Origin of the sequence: Sulfurospirillum sp. UCH001 (assembly GCF_001548035.1) — a bacterium.
Taxonomy (GTDB): domain Bacteria; phylum Campylobacterota; class Campylobacteria; order Campylobacterales; family Sulfurospirillaceae; genus Sulfurospirillum.
In genome coordinates this window covers 2,269,161-2,285,951 of record NZ_AP014723.1, presented here as the reverse complement: position 1 = coordinate 2,285,951, position 16,791 = coordinate 2,269,161, and the positions used below count along the sequence as shown (strand labels likewise).

General features: G+C 37.5%; 13 protein-coding genes and 1 tRNA gene. 7 read left to right on the top strand and 7 right to left on the bottom strand.

Annotated elements, in window-relative coordinates; all coding sequences use genetic code 11:
• Positions 1-16: 16 nt before the first annotated feature.
• Positions 17-115: transfer RNA gene (locus tag UCH001_RS13180), tRNA-Sec, on the bottom strand.
• Positions 116-213: 98 nt separating this feature from the next.
• On the opposite strand from UCH001_RS13180, the gene UCH001_RS11395 reads away from it, so the two are divergent.
• On the top strand, positions 214-834 hold the full coding sequence (locus UCH001_RS11395; protein WP_173636826.1) for a lytic transglycosylase domain-containing protein: 621 nt from the start codon (positions 214-216) through the stop codon (positions 832-834).
• Here the strand turns inward: UCH001_RS11395 and UCH001_RS11390 are convergent.
• From UCH001_RS11390 to aspA (UCH001_RS11365), 6 genes are all read right to left on the bottom strand, one after another.
• Positions 829-1,476 (bottom strand): response regulator transcription factor, encoded by a 648-nt coding sequence (locus UCH001_RS11390; protein WP_067177927.1) that lies wholly within the window; start codon positions 1,474-1,476, stop codon positions 829-831. The two genes, UCH001_RS11395 and UCH001_RS11390, sit on opposite strands and share 6 nt — an antisense overlap.
• Positions 1,473-3,323: an ABC transporter substrate binding protein gene (locus tag UCH001_RS11385; protein WP_067177925.1), complete on the bottom strand. Its 1,851-nt coding sequence runs from the start codon at positions 3,321-3,323 to the stop codon at positions 1,473-1,475. Before UCH001_RS11385 ends, UCH001_RS11390 begins: the two co-directional genes overlap by 4 nt.
• A 164-nt stretch (positions 3,324-3,487) precedes the next feature.
• A complete protein-coding gene (locus UCH001_RS11380; protein ID WP_067177923.1) occupies positions 3,488-4,540 on the bottom strand; it encodes a type II asparaginase in 1,053 nt (350 codons plus the stop codon).
• A gap of 171 nt (positions 4,541-4,711) precedes the next feature.
• Positions 4,712-6,013: an anaerobic C4-dicarboxylate transporter gene (locus UCH001_RS11375; RefSeq protein WP_067177921.1), complete on the bottom strand. Its 1,302-nt coding sequence runs from the start codon at positions 6,011-6,013 to the stop codon at positions 4,712-4,714.
• Positions 6,014-6,150: 137 nt separating this feature from the next.
• The gene (aspA, locus tag UCH001_RS11370; protein ID WP_067177919.1) at positions 6,151-7,557 is read right to left on the bottom strand and encodes an aspartate ammonia-lyase; all 1,407 of its coding nucleotides are present in this window, start codon (positions 7,555-7,557) and stop codon (positions 6,151-6,153) included.
• A gap of 182 nt (positions 7,558-7,739) precedes the next feature.
• Positions 7,740-9,170, bottom strand: a complete 1,431-nt coding sequence (gene aspA, locus UCH001_RS11365) for an aspartate ammonia-lyase (protein WP_067177917.1) — start codon at positions 9,168-9,170, stop codon at positions 7,740-7,742.
• 329 nt (positions 9,171-9,499) lie between these two features.
• Here aspA (UCH001_RS11365) and UCH001_RS11360 point away from each other — a divergent pair, with 329 nt between their 5' ends.
• The 6 genes from UCH001_RS11360 to UCH001_RS11335 are packed head-to-tail and all read left to right on the top strand — an operon-like array spanning position 9,500 to position 16,782.
• The gene (locus UCH001_RS11360; protein WP_067177916.1) at positions 9,500-11,710 is read left to right on the top strand and encodes a MotA/TolQ/ExbB proton channel family protein; all 2,211 of its coding nucleotides are present in this window, start codon (positions 9,500-9,502) and stop codon (positions 11,708-11,710) included.
• Between the two features lie 10 nt (positions 11,711-11,720).
• Positions 11,721-12,350 (top strand): hypothetical protein, encoded by a 630-nt coding sequence (locus UCH001_RS11355; protein ID WP_067177914.1) that lies wholly within the window; start codon positions 11,721-11,723, stop codon positions 12,348-12,350.
• Between the two features lie 9 nt (positions 12,351-12,359).
• The gene (locus UCH001_RS11350; protein WP_067177912.1) at positions 12,360-13,736 is read left to right on the top strand and encodes a TolC family protein; all 1,377 of its coding nucleotides are present in this window, start codon (positions 12,360-12,362) and stop codon (positions 13,734-13,736) included.
• A gap of 19 nt (positions 13,737-13,755) precedes the next feature.
• A complete protein-coding gene (locus tag UCH001_RS11345; protein ID WP_145973127.1) occupies positions 13,756-13,998 on the top strand; it encodes a hypothetical protein in 243 nt (80 codons plus the stop codon).
• Positions 13,999-14,010: 12 nt separating this feature from the next.
• Positions 14,011-15,783 (top strand): tetratricopeptide repeat protein, encoded by a 1,773-nt coding sequence (locus UCH001_RS11340; protein ID WP_158508969.1) that lies wholly within the window; start codon positions 14,011-14,013, stop codon positions 15,781-15,783.
• A gap of 33 nt (positions 15,784-15,816) precedes the next feature.
• Complete coding sequence (locus UCH001_RS11335; RefSeq protein ID WP_067177907.1) at positions 15,817-16,782, top strand: hypothetical protein; 966 nt, start codon at positions 15,817-15,819, stop codon at positions 16,780-16,782.
• Positions 16,783-16,791: the final 9 nt, after the last annotated feature.

The following is a 16,791-nucleotide window of genomic DNA, read 5'->3' as shown; positions in this document are numbered from 1 at the left end:
ATCGAGAAGGAAAATTTGGCGAGAGGGTGTAGGAATCGAACCTACCAAGAGACGGTCAACCGCCCCTCCAATCGGGTTTGAAGCCCGTGGTGCACACCAGAGTCACATACCCCCCGCAAAAGGTTAAATATTCTAACTAAGATATGCTTTATAGAGAATAAAGTTAGCTTCCTTTATAATGAGAAACAGTTCATATAAAGGAGGTAATGTAAAGTGTTTCGTTTTATTGTACTCTTATGTTTGCCTTTTTTGATGTGGGCAGCACAACAAAATCAGGGTGAAAATATTTGGGTCAAAGTAGGGCAGATTTATGGCATTGAGCCACGTCTTTTATACTCTATCGCTAAGGTTGAAAGTGATTTAGATCGTTATGTTGTAGCCTTTACTGCAAGTAAAATGACCCCAAAGCAAGCACAAGATCTCAGTACATTTTTGAAGCAAAGAGGAATTGAAAGCAAACAATACTCTCAAGTCATTGCGATTAAGAGTAAAAACAAATATGAAGCAAGTCATGTCGTGCATTTTCTCTACACCAACAATTACCCACGTTTTGACATGGGTATCATGCAGATCAACTCTATTCATAAGCCACTGCTTGATAAAGCCAATATCTCATTTTATGACCTATTTGATCCCAAGATCAACATTCAAGTAGGTGCGTACATCCTAGCAACGTGCTTTGCAAAGCACAAGAACAATAAAGATGCCATCAATGCTTACAATGGTAAGATCAATGACAATCCTTACTCTGCTAAAGTTTTTGCAGAGTTTAAAAAGCTATACAGTTCCTATCAAAAAGATAAAACAAAGCTCTATTACCGCGATCCATCATAACTCGCCTAAGCGGTATCCTACTTCTTTAATCATCTCAATAGCTCCTTCAGGAAGTTTTTTACGCAGACGTTTTATGAGAGCTCGCATATTAAGAACACTGGTCTCTTCACCTTCCCAAACATACTCTTCTAACTCACTAAATGTGACGACACGATGCCTGTCTTTGATGAAAAGGTCTAAAAACATTCCCTCTTTTTTGGCAAGTTTTATTTCTTCGTTATTTGGATCAAACAAGCGGTGATTGACATAGTCATAAGTGTAGCCAATCCAAAGCTGTATGGTTTGCGAAGGCTTATGGCATAGTTTTTTTACTTTTTGAACCAGCTCATAGATGAAAAAAGGCTTTTTGAGATAGTCATCACAGCCAATTTCGTAAGAGGCTTGGATTTTTTCCAAATCATGGTTTGAACTGATGATGATGGCAGGTATCTCTTTATGATAAATACGAATGGTTTCCAAAATAGAAAGTCCATCAATCGATGGAACGTTGATGTCTAGGATAAAGCAGTGGTAGCCGTGATTGAGGGCATCTAATGCTTTTTCTCCGTCCATAAAAAGATCAACCTGATAACCCTCTTTGATGAGGACACTTTTAATGACATTGGCTAAGCGTTCGTTATCTTCTAAAACTAAAATTTTCATGTTACATTTCCTAGTGTAATAGTAAAGCATGCACCTTCATTGGTATTGCTTGCTCTGATTTTACCGCCCATTTTATCTTCAATAATAAGCTTTGACATATAAAGTCCAATACCATGTCCTTGCTCTTTTGTGGTGTAGTATGCATCGAAAATATTGGGCATTTTATCGATAGGGATACCACCACCATTGTCTTTAATGTCAATAATCACCTTTTTCGAATAATTGTAAATTTGAATGAAGATGGAACCTCTCTTGATCAGTTTGTTTTCACGTGCTTCTTTGATTTGCTCTTTAGCGTTATTTACAACGTTAAGCAAAGTTTGCATAAACTCATTTTTATAACCACTCACCATGAGATTGGTCGCATTACTGACATCAATCGTGACATCAATGTAGTTATATTTGATGTTATGGTTGATGATTTTCATCATCGTCTCTATGGCTTCACTGACATCAAAAACGGTTTTTTGCGTGGATGGCATAATGAATTTTTGAAAATCATTAATCGTGTCTGTCATATAACGTACTTGCACCATAATGTCATGAACGTATTGGTTGTTTTGTTCATTGATACTATCTTCAGTGCTATAAAAATGCTCTTGCGTAATGGTTGCTATTTCAACCAATGGATTTTTCCATTGATGGGCAATGGAAGAGAAAATTTCACCAATTTCTGCAAGCTTAGACTGTTGGATGATGAATTGCTGGTGTTTATTTTTTTGAAGCTCAATGGCTTTGAGCTCTTTTTCACTGCGAATACGCATATAGATGTTGTGGATCAATCCTAGGATTAAAAAGACTAAAAAAGGTGAAATGAGAAACACTGCATCGATAAATTTTCGGTGTTTATCAAAGAACGTCAATGGCGCATTGACGAGTTCATACTCTTTAAGACTGGCGTTTGGATACGCTTCAAACTGTTTAATTTTTTGAACGTCAAATTGGTAGTGGTACTCTATAAAGGTTTCAACGCGCAAAGGAGGGATCTTTTTATCAAGAACATCGATTACCATCTTTCCTGTAGCAACACCAACCTCTTGAATAGGAACGAGTTTGCCACCTAATGCACCTTTGCCTATAAAAAGCGTATCAGTGACAAATACTGGTAACGCACTTTTGTTAATCATCGTTGCAATTTGGCTATTTTTATAAAGATTGCCGTATTTGTCGTTATAAAAACGTATAAAAAAGACCGCTTCATCTTTGTTGGGTACAGCAAAGCGTTCATTGAGCTCGTCTATCGTAGATTTTCGAATATATTCAATTTCAAATTTATCGTTGTGTTCTTCCATCGCTTGGCGAATGAAAGGCTCACTATCGTCACCATTAGCACTCGCGTCATTAATGATGTAAAGTTTTTTAAGATTCGGTATCATATGGGAAATCATAGGGATGGTTTCGGGAATGGCACGTTTTTCCAAGATGCCATATATGCGGTCATCTAGTCCCTCTTTTTGAACATCTTCTGGGTTAAATTGCTCTAACCCTGTAAATAAAATCGTCTCATCTGTAAAAAGTTCATGATAGTATTTAATTAAAAAGTCATACGCAAATTTATCAACTGCGACGATGAGATCGTATTTTTGGTTTTGAAGTTGTAATTTATAGAGCTCTCTTAGTTTTGCATAGTACTCCTCGGAACTTACACGTTTGGAGTCCATATAAAGAATATTGGTTGTAATTTCAGGATGATTGTAAAAAACTTCTTCCATACCTGCGAGAATATCATCACTCCATTGAAAGCCTTTGTGATATGAGTTGATGATAAGAATTTTTTTATCGTGTGCAAACAGTGAAGGGGAGAGAAAGAAAACAAAAACCATCAAAAATAATGCTAACTTTTTCATAGTATCTGTTCTTTTAATTTTTTATTACGTCCTTTAGGCAAAGCCCAAAAGACTACGCTAGCCGCCGTGGCACTAAAGCTAGCCTCTTGTGAGGCAGAAGAATTCATATTATAGCATACAAGTGAAAAGACTCCATCTCTCCATGAAGAGAGATGGAAGACTTCTTAATACTCTAAGAACATTTTTTGAAGAGCCGCTTTGTCGTTAGTTTTAGTTAGACCTAACATCAAAAGAACTCTTGCTTTTTGTGCATTGAGGCTATCAACAGCGATAAAGCCGAATTTTTTATCATCCACTTCACCTTCAAGGGTTGTGCTACCTGTTGGTACACGTGAGCTTCTAGCTACAACAACGCCTTTTTTAACAGCTTCGCCAAGACCAGCTTCTGTTGCAGGGAATGGATTTCCATTACCCATACCAGCGTGAATAATACCTTTAGCGCCACCAGCAACTGCTGCTTTGACTAAGCTATCTGTATCTTCTGGGTGAGCAAAAAGAATGTCAACACGTGGAAGATCTTCAAGTTTACTAATGTCAAATTCAGAGTTTACAGTGTGTTTACGAGTTGGTTGCATCAAATATTTAACGTCACCATAATAAACGGTACCGATTTTACCTGCATTTGGAGAAGCGAATGCGTTAACAGAGCTTGTATTAATTTTTGTAACTTCACGCGCGCTGTGGATTTCGTCGTTCATAACAACCACAACACCTTTACCTGATGTCTCTTTACTTGTTACAACATGTACCGCATTAAAAAGGTTCATAGGACCGTCTGCACTCATAGAGGTACCTGAACGCATAGCGCCTACTAAAACAACAGGTTTTTTGCTTTTAACTGTAAGGTCTAAGAAATAAGCTGTCTCTTCCATTGTATCTGTACCATGAGTAATGACAACACCATCAATGTCTGGTTGTGCAAGAAGCTCATTGACTCTTTTAGCCAATTTTAACCACACTTTGTTGTTCATCTCTTGTGAACCAATGCTTGAGATTTGCTCGCCTTTAACCGTTGCTAAATCATTGATTGCAGGGACTGCTGCAAGAAGTTTGTCAACGGTCACTGCACCTGCTGAATAAGAACTTTTGATTTCAGATGTACCAGCACCCGCAATGGTACCACCTGTGGCTAAAATGGCAATAGTAGGTTTTGCCATCAAACAAGAAGATGCACCAATAAGTGCCAACGCTACGATAGATTTGTTAAAAAAATTCATACAATACTCTCCTTATAAAAAGTTGTTTGACTAGAAAACAAATCGGGACAAAAAGAGCCCCGAGCATAAAGGCGAAATGAAATATTGTCTTGTATAAGACTTGTTTTAGTGTTAAAAGGTTGATAACGTAGGCGTTTAAACCTACGTCATCAAAAAGAGCTCAAAGAGCTCTTATAAAACCATACCACCGATAACAAATGCAAAGATAACTGAAAGTGCAATAGCAATGATGCCTGGAATAACGAATGGGTGGTTGAAAACATATTTACCAATACGAGTTGAACCAGTGTCATCCATCTCAACTGCTGCAATGAGTGTTGGGTAGGTTGGAAGTACGAAAAGTGCACTTACCGCTGCAAAAGAAGCAACAACTGTTAATGGTGAAACACCAAGAAGTAACGCACTTGGGATAAGCGCTTTTGCAGTAGCTGCTTGTGAATAAAGTAGTGTACTTGCGAAGAAAAGAACAACAGCAAGTAACCAAGGATAAACGTTTAGTAAATCACCAGCAAGTGTTTTGATCTCTTTAATATGATTTGCAACAAAGGTATCACCAAGCCATGCAACACCAAGTACACAAATACATGCACTCATACCTGATTTAAATGTTGCAGAGTTAAGAACTTGAGCTGCTTCGATTTTAGTAAAGAAAGAGATAAATGTAGCTGCTGCAAACATGAAAAGCATAATCGCTTCATTTCTAGGAACAACTGGGTTTTTGATAACGCCCACTTTATCACTAATCAATGTTGCATATGTAACAACAGCAAGAATAGAAACTAAGAAAATTGCAACAGAAAGTTTTGCACCTGGTTTAATTTCTAACTTTGTTGTACCTCTGGTTTTAATAAGACCTTTAGCCAATCTCTCTTGATATACTTCATCATCTTTAAGGTCTTTACCCAAGAAGTTAGCAACAAATGCTGCAACCATACACGCAAGGAAAGAAGATGGAATTAAAACAGCAAGAAGCTCTAAATAACCAATACCTTGTTTTTCCAATACACCGCTTAAAAAGACAACTGCTGCAGAAATAGGAGATGCTGTAATAGCAATTTGAGAAGCAACAACCGCAATACTTAAAGGACGAGATGGACGAATACCTTGCTCTTTCGCTACTTCAGCAATAACTGGAAGTGTTGAAAACGCTGTATGACCAGTTCCTGCAAAAAATGTCATAACATAAGTGACAACAGGTGCAAGATATGTAATTTGTTTAGGGTTTTTACGCAAGATTCTTTCAGCGATACTAACCATATAATCAAGTCCACCAGCTACTTGCATAGCACCAATAGCTGCAATAACAGACATAATGATCAAAATAACATCAATAGGAATTGATCCTAATTTCAATCCTAACCCCAAGGTAAGGACAAGAACACCCAAACCTCCCGCATAACCAATACCGATACTACCTAGTCTTGCACCGAAATAAATGGCGGCAAGAACTACGATAACTTCTAACCATAACATGGTAACTCCTTTGTCTAAGTTTCATAAACTCCTCTGAGGGCTTTATAAAAAGCCATCAAAGCAATCAGGTGCCACATGAGAGGGTATGTGGGAGAGGAAGGAGGTTGTCGGTCTCCCATGTGGCACGGAAAAAAAAATTACTTTTTGTCGTATGTACGAGGTTTAATCATATTCTCTGGTTTGATAATATCATCAAGCTCTGCTTTTGCTAAAAGACCACGCTCAAGAACGATGTCATACACTGAACCACCTGTCTCTAGAGCTTCTTTAGCAACTGAAGTTGAGTTTTCATAACCGATAAATGGATTAAGAGCTGTAACAAGTCCAATACTGTTCAGTACGAGTGATTTACATCTCTCAGGATTTGCTGTAATGCCATCAACACATGTATAAGCAAGTGTCTCAAATGCGTTTCTCATCATGTTTACAGAATTGAATAGGTTGTAAGCAATAACTGGCTCAAATACGTTAAGTTGGAGTTGGCCACCTTCACATGCCATAGTAACCGCTACGTCTGTACCGATAACTTGGAAACATACTTGGTTTACAACTTCAGGGATAACAGGGTTAACTTTACCTGGCATAATTGAACTACCTGGTTGCATTGCTGGAAGATTGATTTCGCCAAATCCTGTTCTTGGACCTGAGCTTAACAAACGAAGGTCATTACAAATTTTTGACATTTTAGTTGCTACACGTTTAAGAACACCAGAGATTTGTACATATGCACCTGTATCTTGTGTTGCTTCAACAAGGTCACCTGCAGTTACAAATGGACGGCCAGTTACTTCTTGAAGTTTTGCTTCTACTGTTTTTGCGTAATCAGGGTGTGCATTGATACCTGTACCAATTGCTGTTGCACCAAGGTTCATCTCGCGAACAAGTTGTTGTGCTTCAGTTACACGTTGAATATCTTCACCGATCATAACTGCATAGGTTCTAAACTCTTGCTCTAGAGTCATAGGAACAGCATCTTGAAGTTGAGTTCTACCCATTTTGATGATGTCTTTAAACTCTGCTGCTTTTTTAGCAAATGAGTTTTTAATGATGCTCATAGAGCCTGTAAGTTCACCTAGTTTTTCATAAAGTGCTACACGAAGCGCAGTTGGGTAAGCATCGTTTGTTGATTGAGAAAGGTTAACATCGTTATTTGGGTGAAGGAATTTGTATTCACCTTTTTGGTGACCCATTTTCTCCAAACCGATATTTGCGATAACTTCGTTTGCATTCATGTTTGTTGAAGTACCTGCTCCACCTTGGAACATATCAACAACAAATTGATCGTGGTATTTACCAGCAATGATTTCATCACATGCATCACAAATTACATTTTTTTTGTTTTCAGCAAGAAGTCCAAGTTCATAGTTTGCTAAAGCAGCCGCTTTTTTAACTTTTGCAAGAGAGATGATGAACGTTGGGAAGCTTGAAAGCGTTACACCTGTAATATGAAAGTTTTCAGCAGCGCGCGCAGTTTGAACGCCATAATAACATTCGTTAGATATTTCTTTATCACCGATTAGATCGTGTTCCATTCTAGTTGACATTTTGTCTCCTTAAGATTTAAAGGTGATGGAAGTTTAAACCTCTAAAGAGACTTGAAAATGACTTTTTGTGAAAGATTTTAAAAAAAGATTGAAAGAATGGAATTAATTTGAAGATATAAAAATTAAGTGATACGCTCTGTTACATATATAATGGTGAAACAGGGGACTTTTACCCCTGTTTTTTAAAGTTTTACAAATTTACTTTTTTCTGAAAGTCCAAAATTATGAGGTTGTATCATATTTTCGGGTTTAATAATTTCATCAAGCTCTTCTTTTGCCAGTAACCCTTTCTCCAATACAATGTCGTAAACAGAGCCTCCTGTTTGTAAAGCTTCTTTTGCAACCATGGTTGAGTTCTCATACCCCAAGTAAGGGTTGAGTGCGGTTACAAGCCCTATACTATTGAGAACGAGTGATTTACATCTCTCAGGATTGGCGGTGATACCATCAACACACGTATAAGCTAAGGTTTCAAACGCGTTTTTCATCATATTGATGGAATTGAAAAGATTGTAAGCGATGAGTGGTTCAAAAACATTCAGTTGCAATTGTCCTGCTTCACATGCCATCGTTACAGCGATATCGGTGCCAATAACTTGAAAACAGACTTGATTGACCACTTCTGGAATGACTGGGTTAACTTTACCTGGCATAATGGAGCTTCCTGGTTGCATTGCAGGCAGATTGATCTCACCAAAGCCTGTTCTTGGGCCTGAGCTTAACAAACGAAGGTCGTTGCAGATTTTAGACATTTTGGTTGCTACACGTTTAAGAACACCCGAAATTTGAACATAAGCACCCGTATCTTGCGTTGCTTCGACAAGATCACCTGCCGTGATAAAAGGTCGACCCGTCACTTCTTGAAGTTTGGCTTCTACGGTTTTAGCATAATCAGGATGCGCGTTGATACCCGTTCCAATGGCTGTTGCTCCCATATTGATTTCACGGACTAACTGCCTTGCTTCATGCACTCTTTGTATATCTTCTCCAATCATAACGGCATAGGTACGAAATTCTTGCTCTAGTGTCATAGGAACCGCATCTTGAAGTTGCGTACGACCCATCTTGATGACATCTTTAAATTCTGCAGACTTCTTAGCAAATGAGTCTTTGATGATTTTCATAGATTCACCAAGCTCACCAAGCTTTTCATAAAGTGCTACACGAAGGGCAGTTGGATAGGCATCATTGGTGGATTGAGAAAGATTAACATCGTTATTTGGGTGCAAGAATTTGTATTCACCTTTTTTATGCCCTAAGATTTCTAAACCAATGTTCGCAATCACTTCATTGGCATTCATATTGGTTGAAGTTCCCGCTCCACCTTGGATCATGTCAACGACAAATTGATCGTGGAATTTACCTGAGATAATCGCATCGCATGCTTCAATAATGGCATTTTTTTTGTTTTCAGCCAAAAGATTCAGTTCATAATTGGCGAGTGCGGCTGCTTTTTTTACTTTTGCTATAGATTCAAGAAACGTAGGAAAGCTTCCTAACGTAACACCTGTAATGTGAAAGTTCTCAACAGCTCGTGCTGTTTGAACACCATAATAACACTCATTGGAAATCTCTTTATCGCCGATTAGATCATGTTCGATTCTGGTTGACACGTTTTAGCTCCTTGAGTTTAAGTCTAAATTTCACAGTGCGTGTACATTATAGCATTGAGTGATTGTAAAATCTTTATAGGAAAAGATTACTTTTTAAAACACGTTCAATGCAGTCAATATATTATTTTTACTTATAGTTTTACTTACAAAAAAAGATGATAAAAGAGTATTTTTCCGCTCTAAAATCTTGATTGAAAAACAATAATGTAATTTATTTAAAATGGATTAAGAATGGTTAAAATAGATTATTGATAGAATTATTAGGTTCTAAGCATCATGCATAGAAAATTATACATTTTTAGATACATCAAAAAGGGATAAAAAGGCTTATGAAGCGCATTAAAATTTTAAAAGCATATTTTATTATTTGGCTTTTTATTATTTACGTTGTATGGGTCAATATTGATTTATTGAGTGTCTTTTTTATGGCGACAGTCATCTTCAGTAGTGCTATTTTAGGACTTTTAGCAGTAGGTGCTTTGTACCAGACTGCAAGTGGATTTGGCATTATGATGTTGGGTGGAACATTTGGTGCATTGGCGTACAAAAAGACAGGATATGAGTTTTACCTTAAAGGCATTGACTCTATTCTTCCTGCAAACATCGCGCATATGCTTAAGACACGCAAGAGTCAGCAAAAGATGCTCTTCACACAAGAAGAATCCCGTAATATCATCGAATGGCTCAACAGTAAATTCAGTAAACAAAAATCCTATACCAGCTTTTTCGTCAATACCGCCATGCTTGTGGGTCTTCTTGGTACGTTTGTTGGCTTGGTCGAAGCTATTGATAGCATGGGGCAAATTATCTTGGGGCTCAATGGTGATGTTGATATCAAACAAATCATGCAAGATTTTTCTGGTCCACTTTCAGGTATGGCGATAGGTTTTGGCGCCTCTTTATTTGGTGTTGTGTGCGCGGTTATTTTAGGAATGAATGGTTATATTCTTTTTCGTTCACAAGACACACTGATCAGTGGTGTTGAGGATTGGCTTAAAGACAGAATTATTGATATCGCGCCAGAAGCACTTGGTAGAACAACAACAGGAAGCGTTTCCGAACTTCCAGAACAGCGCAAAAGCTTTATTGATATCTTTTTGGAGCAGATGAATCACTTCACACATGAAATTGCCAAATTAACAAAATCCAATGAAAATTTCCATGCCATGTCTGAAACACTCGCTTCCATGAAAACGGTTATGGAAGCTCACTCCAATACGTTTCAAACGATTGCCCTCACACAGGCAAATCAGGTGCAAAAATTTGATCAGTTTGTTGCATACACCAAAGATGCAGATAGCCAAAAAGAGAAAAAACAAGAAGCGGATAAAACAGGACTTTATGCACTTTTTGAGACACAAAATCAGCTTCTTCACCAAACCGCCAATACTCTTTTAGCCGTCAATAATGGTGTCGTAAACGTCAATCATAAGCTTGAAGTAGAACAACAACAAAATGAAACCATGATTGCCTTGCAACAACAAGACCAAGCCCAACACAACGCTTCACATCAACAGCTCATCGATACATTGCATACGCTTACTCAAAACATCAATGCGCATGCTGAGGCAAATGTACTTCAACTTGAACAACACACTCAAAAGTTTGACACTATGCTTAATCGCTTTATAGATATGGCGTCAAGCCTTATGCAGATTTTTGTGCAGTGTGAAGCCAGTCATCAAGTGCTCTTAAAGAGTATGGCGCTGAATGAAGAGCAGTTTGGTGAAACACGTAAAGCGTATGCTCATTTTGATACACAAATGAATCTGCTTAAAGAGCAATTGTCACAAGAACTTTATGCTTTGCAAACATTGAATGAGCGTGTTATTTTTAACCATACAGATATGCAAGAAAACCATAAAAGTATGTTTAGTATGACTGAACGCATTGCTTCTGTGTTGAATGTATCGCAAGAGACTCTAGAGGCCTTAATGGGTGTGCAAACAGCGTTGAAAGCAGAAGCCAACAGCGCATCAGCTGAGGCGTTGAATGTTGCAATGACGATGGAGCAAACCTTGCATCAACAGTATGATGCATTAAAATCCTTTTTTGTAACGCACGAGCGTTTTTATGACGAGTACACTGAGGGCAAGCAAGCGCTCTATAACAATTTTGAAAAGCTTCATGCATCATTCAATCTTGAGACACAAACCACGCATGCGTTACTCCAACACTCTGAAATGGCGTATGAAACGTATCAAAAAGCATTTGAAGATGAGAATAAACGCCTTGAAACATTAGGAATGAAGCTTGATGTATTAGAGCAAACACATCGCGAAGGGCTGGAGCAAAATAAGGCATTTGAAACACTTTATAATCAAACTGAGCAGGAAAAACAAGCATACATTGTCAGTCAGTTAAGTCAAGAAATGGCGCAAACCAATCAAAAACTTTTAGAGATGAATGCATCACTCAAAACCATTGAGGAGATTATTGCACGATTGGACAAAGCGCATGCATTACAGAGCGGTGGCGTTGCTAGTGAGATCAAGGGCTTTTTCAGTTCCTTTTTTCATAAAAATTCAAATGAACAATAAGGGTTAGTGGATGGCGGCAGGTTCTAATCCCGAAGAGATGAATCCCTTTATCTCTTATGTAGATCTTTTCTCTTCTGTTATTTTAGTTTTATTATTGTTCGTACTCATCATGTTTGTGAATGTTGGTTATTACATGCAGTTTAACTCTAAAAATCTTCCTGCTCCTGTTGTGACACAAGAGCCTTCTGTGGAAGTTAAAGAAGAAACAGCGCCAAAAGTAACATTTGTTTCGTTTCAAAAACCACAAGAGAGCAATGCAACAAGTGCGAGTGATGTGGGAGAAAATACACTCACTAAAGCAGCCGATCAGTCCACGAAAGTAGATTTTAAAGAGTCTGATTTTTTAATTGTCTTCAAAAATAACGAATATTTTGTCAATAAATCAGATATTGCACATGTCAGTAAAGCGATGGAGCGAGTGCTTAAAACACATCCAAATGCGACTTTTGCTATCAATGTGGGCGATTCGCAAAAGCTGATTAGTTCAACGCAAGCAAGACAAGTTTCATTGGGTAGAGTGTTAAGTTTGAAAAATAGCCTAGAAAATATACCTCAATTAAAAAATAAAATTTCTATCAATTATAAGCCAAACGAAAACAAACAATTTGAATACGGCTATCTTAAAATTGATGTCAAATAAGGAATAAGAGTGTTCTTACGTGTTTCTCACAATATTTTTATCTTTTTTGTATGGATGATAGCTTCGTGTACGATTGTAAATGCGGATACCAGTGAAAATGAACACGATAGTATCGCAAAACTGAATACCTTTCTTGCTCAAAAAGATGGTGAAGCAATCAGCAATCGTGTGACACTCAAGCAAGCAGTCATTACGGCGATGAAGGTGAATTACAGGGTCATGCAGGCAAAAGAACGTATTTTTCAAGCAGAGCATGGAACCAAAGAAGCGTATAGCGATTTTTTACCAAAAGTTGATATCGTCTCAGGCAATACCCATAAAAAATCATCAGGTTTTGACGATCAGTACTACAACCAAACACGAGGCGACATTGTAACCTCCTATAACCTTTTCTCATCAGGAGAACACAGTGAAACGGTCGCAAAAACCTACATTACGAAAAAAGAGCAAGAAGAGCGTTTAAAAGGAACACTTGAAGAGGAAATCATCAAAGTAATTGATGCCTATTTTAGCGTTGTGTATGGGAAAATGGCCATAGAGGTCAATCGCAATAATTACGATAAATTACTCAAAATTCTTGATATTGTCAAAATCAAACGAGAGCTTGGAGCTGCTACGGTTGGCGATGAAAATTCTATTTTAGCAAGTGTTTCCAATGCAAAAACAGCACTTATCAATACCGAGTCTTCGTACAATAATGCAAAAGATTATTATGAATTTTTAACCAACGCAAAACTGGAAGATTTAACGCCATTTGAAACAGACTTTCAAACCAATCTCAAACCATTTGATGAAGTCTATGATCAGATTAAAAAATTCAATACCGATGTCAATATTTTAGAAACGCAAATACAAAGCAAACAAAAAGACCTACTCATCAACAGCGCAAGCCAAGGTTTGAAGATTGATTTTTCGATGACAAATTCAAGACGTTTTCGTGATGATATGCTCAAAAGTGCCAGTCCATCTGAGGGGATGAATAATGATTTTATCGCTGAAGTGACGTTTAGCCTTAACCTTTATGATGGTGGTAAAACAGAAGCAAGAGCAGCTCGTATTATGAGTGAAGCGTCTGCTTTAGTGTATAACCTTGAATATACCAAGCAAGATACCAAGTGGAATTCCCAAAAACTCTTTAATTCCGTTCAGACCAATACAAAAACAATCGATACATTAACAACAGAAATTGACGCAAGTAATAAAATGGCTGATGCATATTGGGAAAAATTTAGACTTTCCAGTCAAGATTTGGTGACATTATTGCAAGCGCAAAGACAAGTCAATAATGCGGAGCTTGAAAAATTGCGCAGTGAGAAATCGCGTGTGGTTGATTATTTTTCGTTGTTAGCTAAGCAAGGAAAATTAATTGAGCATTTTGGTTTCTAATAGGATGAAAGGTTTGAGCATGAACGTAAAAGCATGGTTTTCTCTTTTAGCATTGACCTCTTTATGTTGCGCGAACGATTCCAATACAACCGTGAAAAAAATGGACATTAAAGAGAAAGTCCTTTTTCAGGGCAAAAATGCTTATGATGAGCATCTCAAACAAAGAAGTAAATCCAAAGAGAGCACAAAAATAAAAGAAAAAAGTGCTCCTCAAACAGAAGAGAATCCTTCGTTTATGATGCATCCAACGGTTAAAGAGTAAAACGTGACATCTATGGCTTTACCTATAATAGAAACGGGAGATATTTTTCTAAAAGATTTGGAGTATCCCTCTGCTATTCTATGCTATAAAAAAGCATTAACATACCCTTTGGAAAAAAAGAGCCATATTCGGGTTTTGAATAATCTTGCCGTTGCGTATAAACGTGCAAAATTATACGAAGATGCTTTTGCTATTCTCAAAGTGGGCTTGAGCCATGATGATGCTTATGTGCCGTTTTACAGTAATCTCGCTTCGTTGTATCGTCTCCATAATGCCCATCAAAAAGCCGCAGATATGCTTCAAAAAGCTATTGCTTTAGGGCATCAATTGAGCGATTATTTGGCATTGATTGATTTGTTGCGTCATCTTCATCAGTTTTCCGATGCTCTTCAGATTGCATCTTCTATGGTACGGGATTTTCCGAATGAATATGAAGCGCATCTTATTGTAGGAAATCTTTATACGTCTATCAAAAATTATCCTCATGCGCTTATTGCCTATCAAAAGGCCATAGCGATTGACCCTTCAAAAACGCAAGCGTACAATAACATAGGCGTCGCGTATAAAGAGTTAGGAGAGAGTGATAACGCACTTAGAGCGTATGAGAATGTTCTTAAAATCAATTCAAAAGATGCTGCTGCTTTTAATAATCTTGGCAATTTATGGCGTAGCCTTGGACAAATAGATAAAGCGTTAGCATCACTTAAACAAGCAATTGTATTGCAGTCAGATTTTGCAGATGCTTATAGTAACATAGGTGCTATTTATAAAGAAAAAAAGAATTATGCTCTAGCAATGCCTTATTATCAAAAAGCATTAGCGCTTAATCCAAATCATACCAATGCTAACTTTGATGTTGCACTCATAGAACTCTCTTTAGGAAATTATCGTGGTGGATGGAAAAGGTATGAACATCGGTTAAAAATGAGTGAGTTGCTTGTGAAAACGCAACCTTATAAAACACCAATGTGGCGAGGTCAGAGTCTGGTTGGTAAAACGCTACTGTTGCAAAACGAGCAAGGCTATGGCGATAACATTATGTTTATACGTTATGCACCATTATTGGCAAAATTGGGTGCTCGAGTCTTAGTGCGCACAAGAACAGAGTTGATGGAGCTTTTTCGATCCATACCCGCAATTCAAGCAATTTATAGTGAAGAAGAAGCCATTCCTGAGCACGATTATTACTTGCCTTTACTCTCAGCACCTTTTTATTTGGGCACAACACGTGAGACGATCCCAAGTACGTTTCCGTATCTCATGAGCTCGCAAAAGTATTCGTATGATTTTAAGCCTAGACACTATCACATTGGTTTGGTGTGGAGTGGAAGTAATACGCATAAAGGGCACCATGAACGTTATGTGGGGTTAGAAAGATTCAAAGATCTGCTTGATTGTGAAGGTATTGTATGGCATTCGCTGCAAGTAGGGCAAGACGCAGATGAAATCAAACAGCAAGGGTTGGAAGAAAAAATTATCGACCATAGCGCAGAGCTTACAACATTTGCTAAAACGGCTTCTCTTATCAACCATTTAGATATGGTCATAACCACGGACACATCCGTGGCACATTTGTGTGGCGCTCTTGATAAAAAAGGTTTTGTTTTAGTGCCACATCCTGCGGATTGGCGTTGGGGACAAGAAGGAGATACTGCGCCTTGGTATCGTAGCTTAACTCTTTTGAGGCAAGAAGAACACGGAAATTGGCATACAGTGATGATGAAACTAAAAGAGCAATTAGAGCAATTGAGAGAAGGAAGAGAGACTTTAGGAGGAAGATGTTAAGATGAAAGATACATTGAGGAGGAATCATTAGTAATGTTTAGCTTAATTTTGAAATTACAGGCACTTTTTGAAAAGTTGAAAAAACGTAAAGGACTTTGGTTTACAACGATTACTGCCATCGCTCTTTTAGGCATTGTTGGAACAATGTACTATTTAAATTCTATGGCACAAAGAGGGACGAAAATTTTGTACGAAGCCAGCCATAGTAGTTACTTTGGAGAGTTAGACACAAAAATTAATGATTCCTTGTTTAATCTAGAGGTCATAGGTGGTCTTTTACTCGCAAATCCAGAATTTATGGCAGCTCTTAACATGCAAAATAATACTTCGGCAATGATGGACAAACTCAATGCATTGGATGCAAATTTAAAAGTCATCGCCAAATCAAATGTGATTATTGAGCTCTACAATAAAAATTTGGTAAAAATTGCGTCATCTTCGCCAAAACCAGTTATCTCATCAGAGTCTTATGATACTGAGAGTTTACGTAAAGTGTTGGCGACCAACCAACCTTACAGTGGGATTGAGTATGATGATGGACAGGTATATCTAAGAGCGTTGTATCCGACACAGAATGGTATTTTAGAAGTGAAACGTACCGCTGATTTTCTTTTTGACCTCTATCAGTCTAACGGAAAAATTTTTCAAATTTTACTCAATCGTGATTTTTTAGATATGAAAAAATTACAAACATACAAACATCAACGTGTTGGTAAAGATGAAATCAGCGTTCAATCCAAAAGTGATAGTGAATTTCTTCAAAAGATTCAAGGAATCAATGTTGATGAGGTTATTGCAAATAAATATATGTTGAATAGTGACTATTTTATTTTGGCAAAACCATTATTGAACATTGAGGGCAAAAAAGTAGGTGTCATTTTAGTTGCTGAGAGTTTAACCAAAGAAAATAGTCTCCCAAAAATTACGAAAAAAGTTTCTACGGGAATTAATACCGCAGCACTAGGTCTTGTGGTTGCATTATTGATTTTAATGATTTAAAAACGTTAT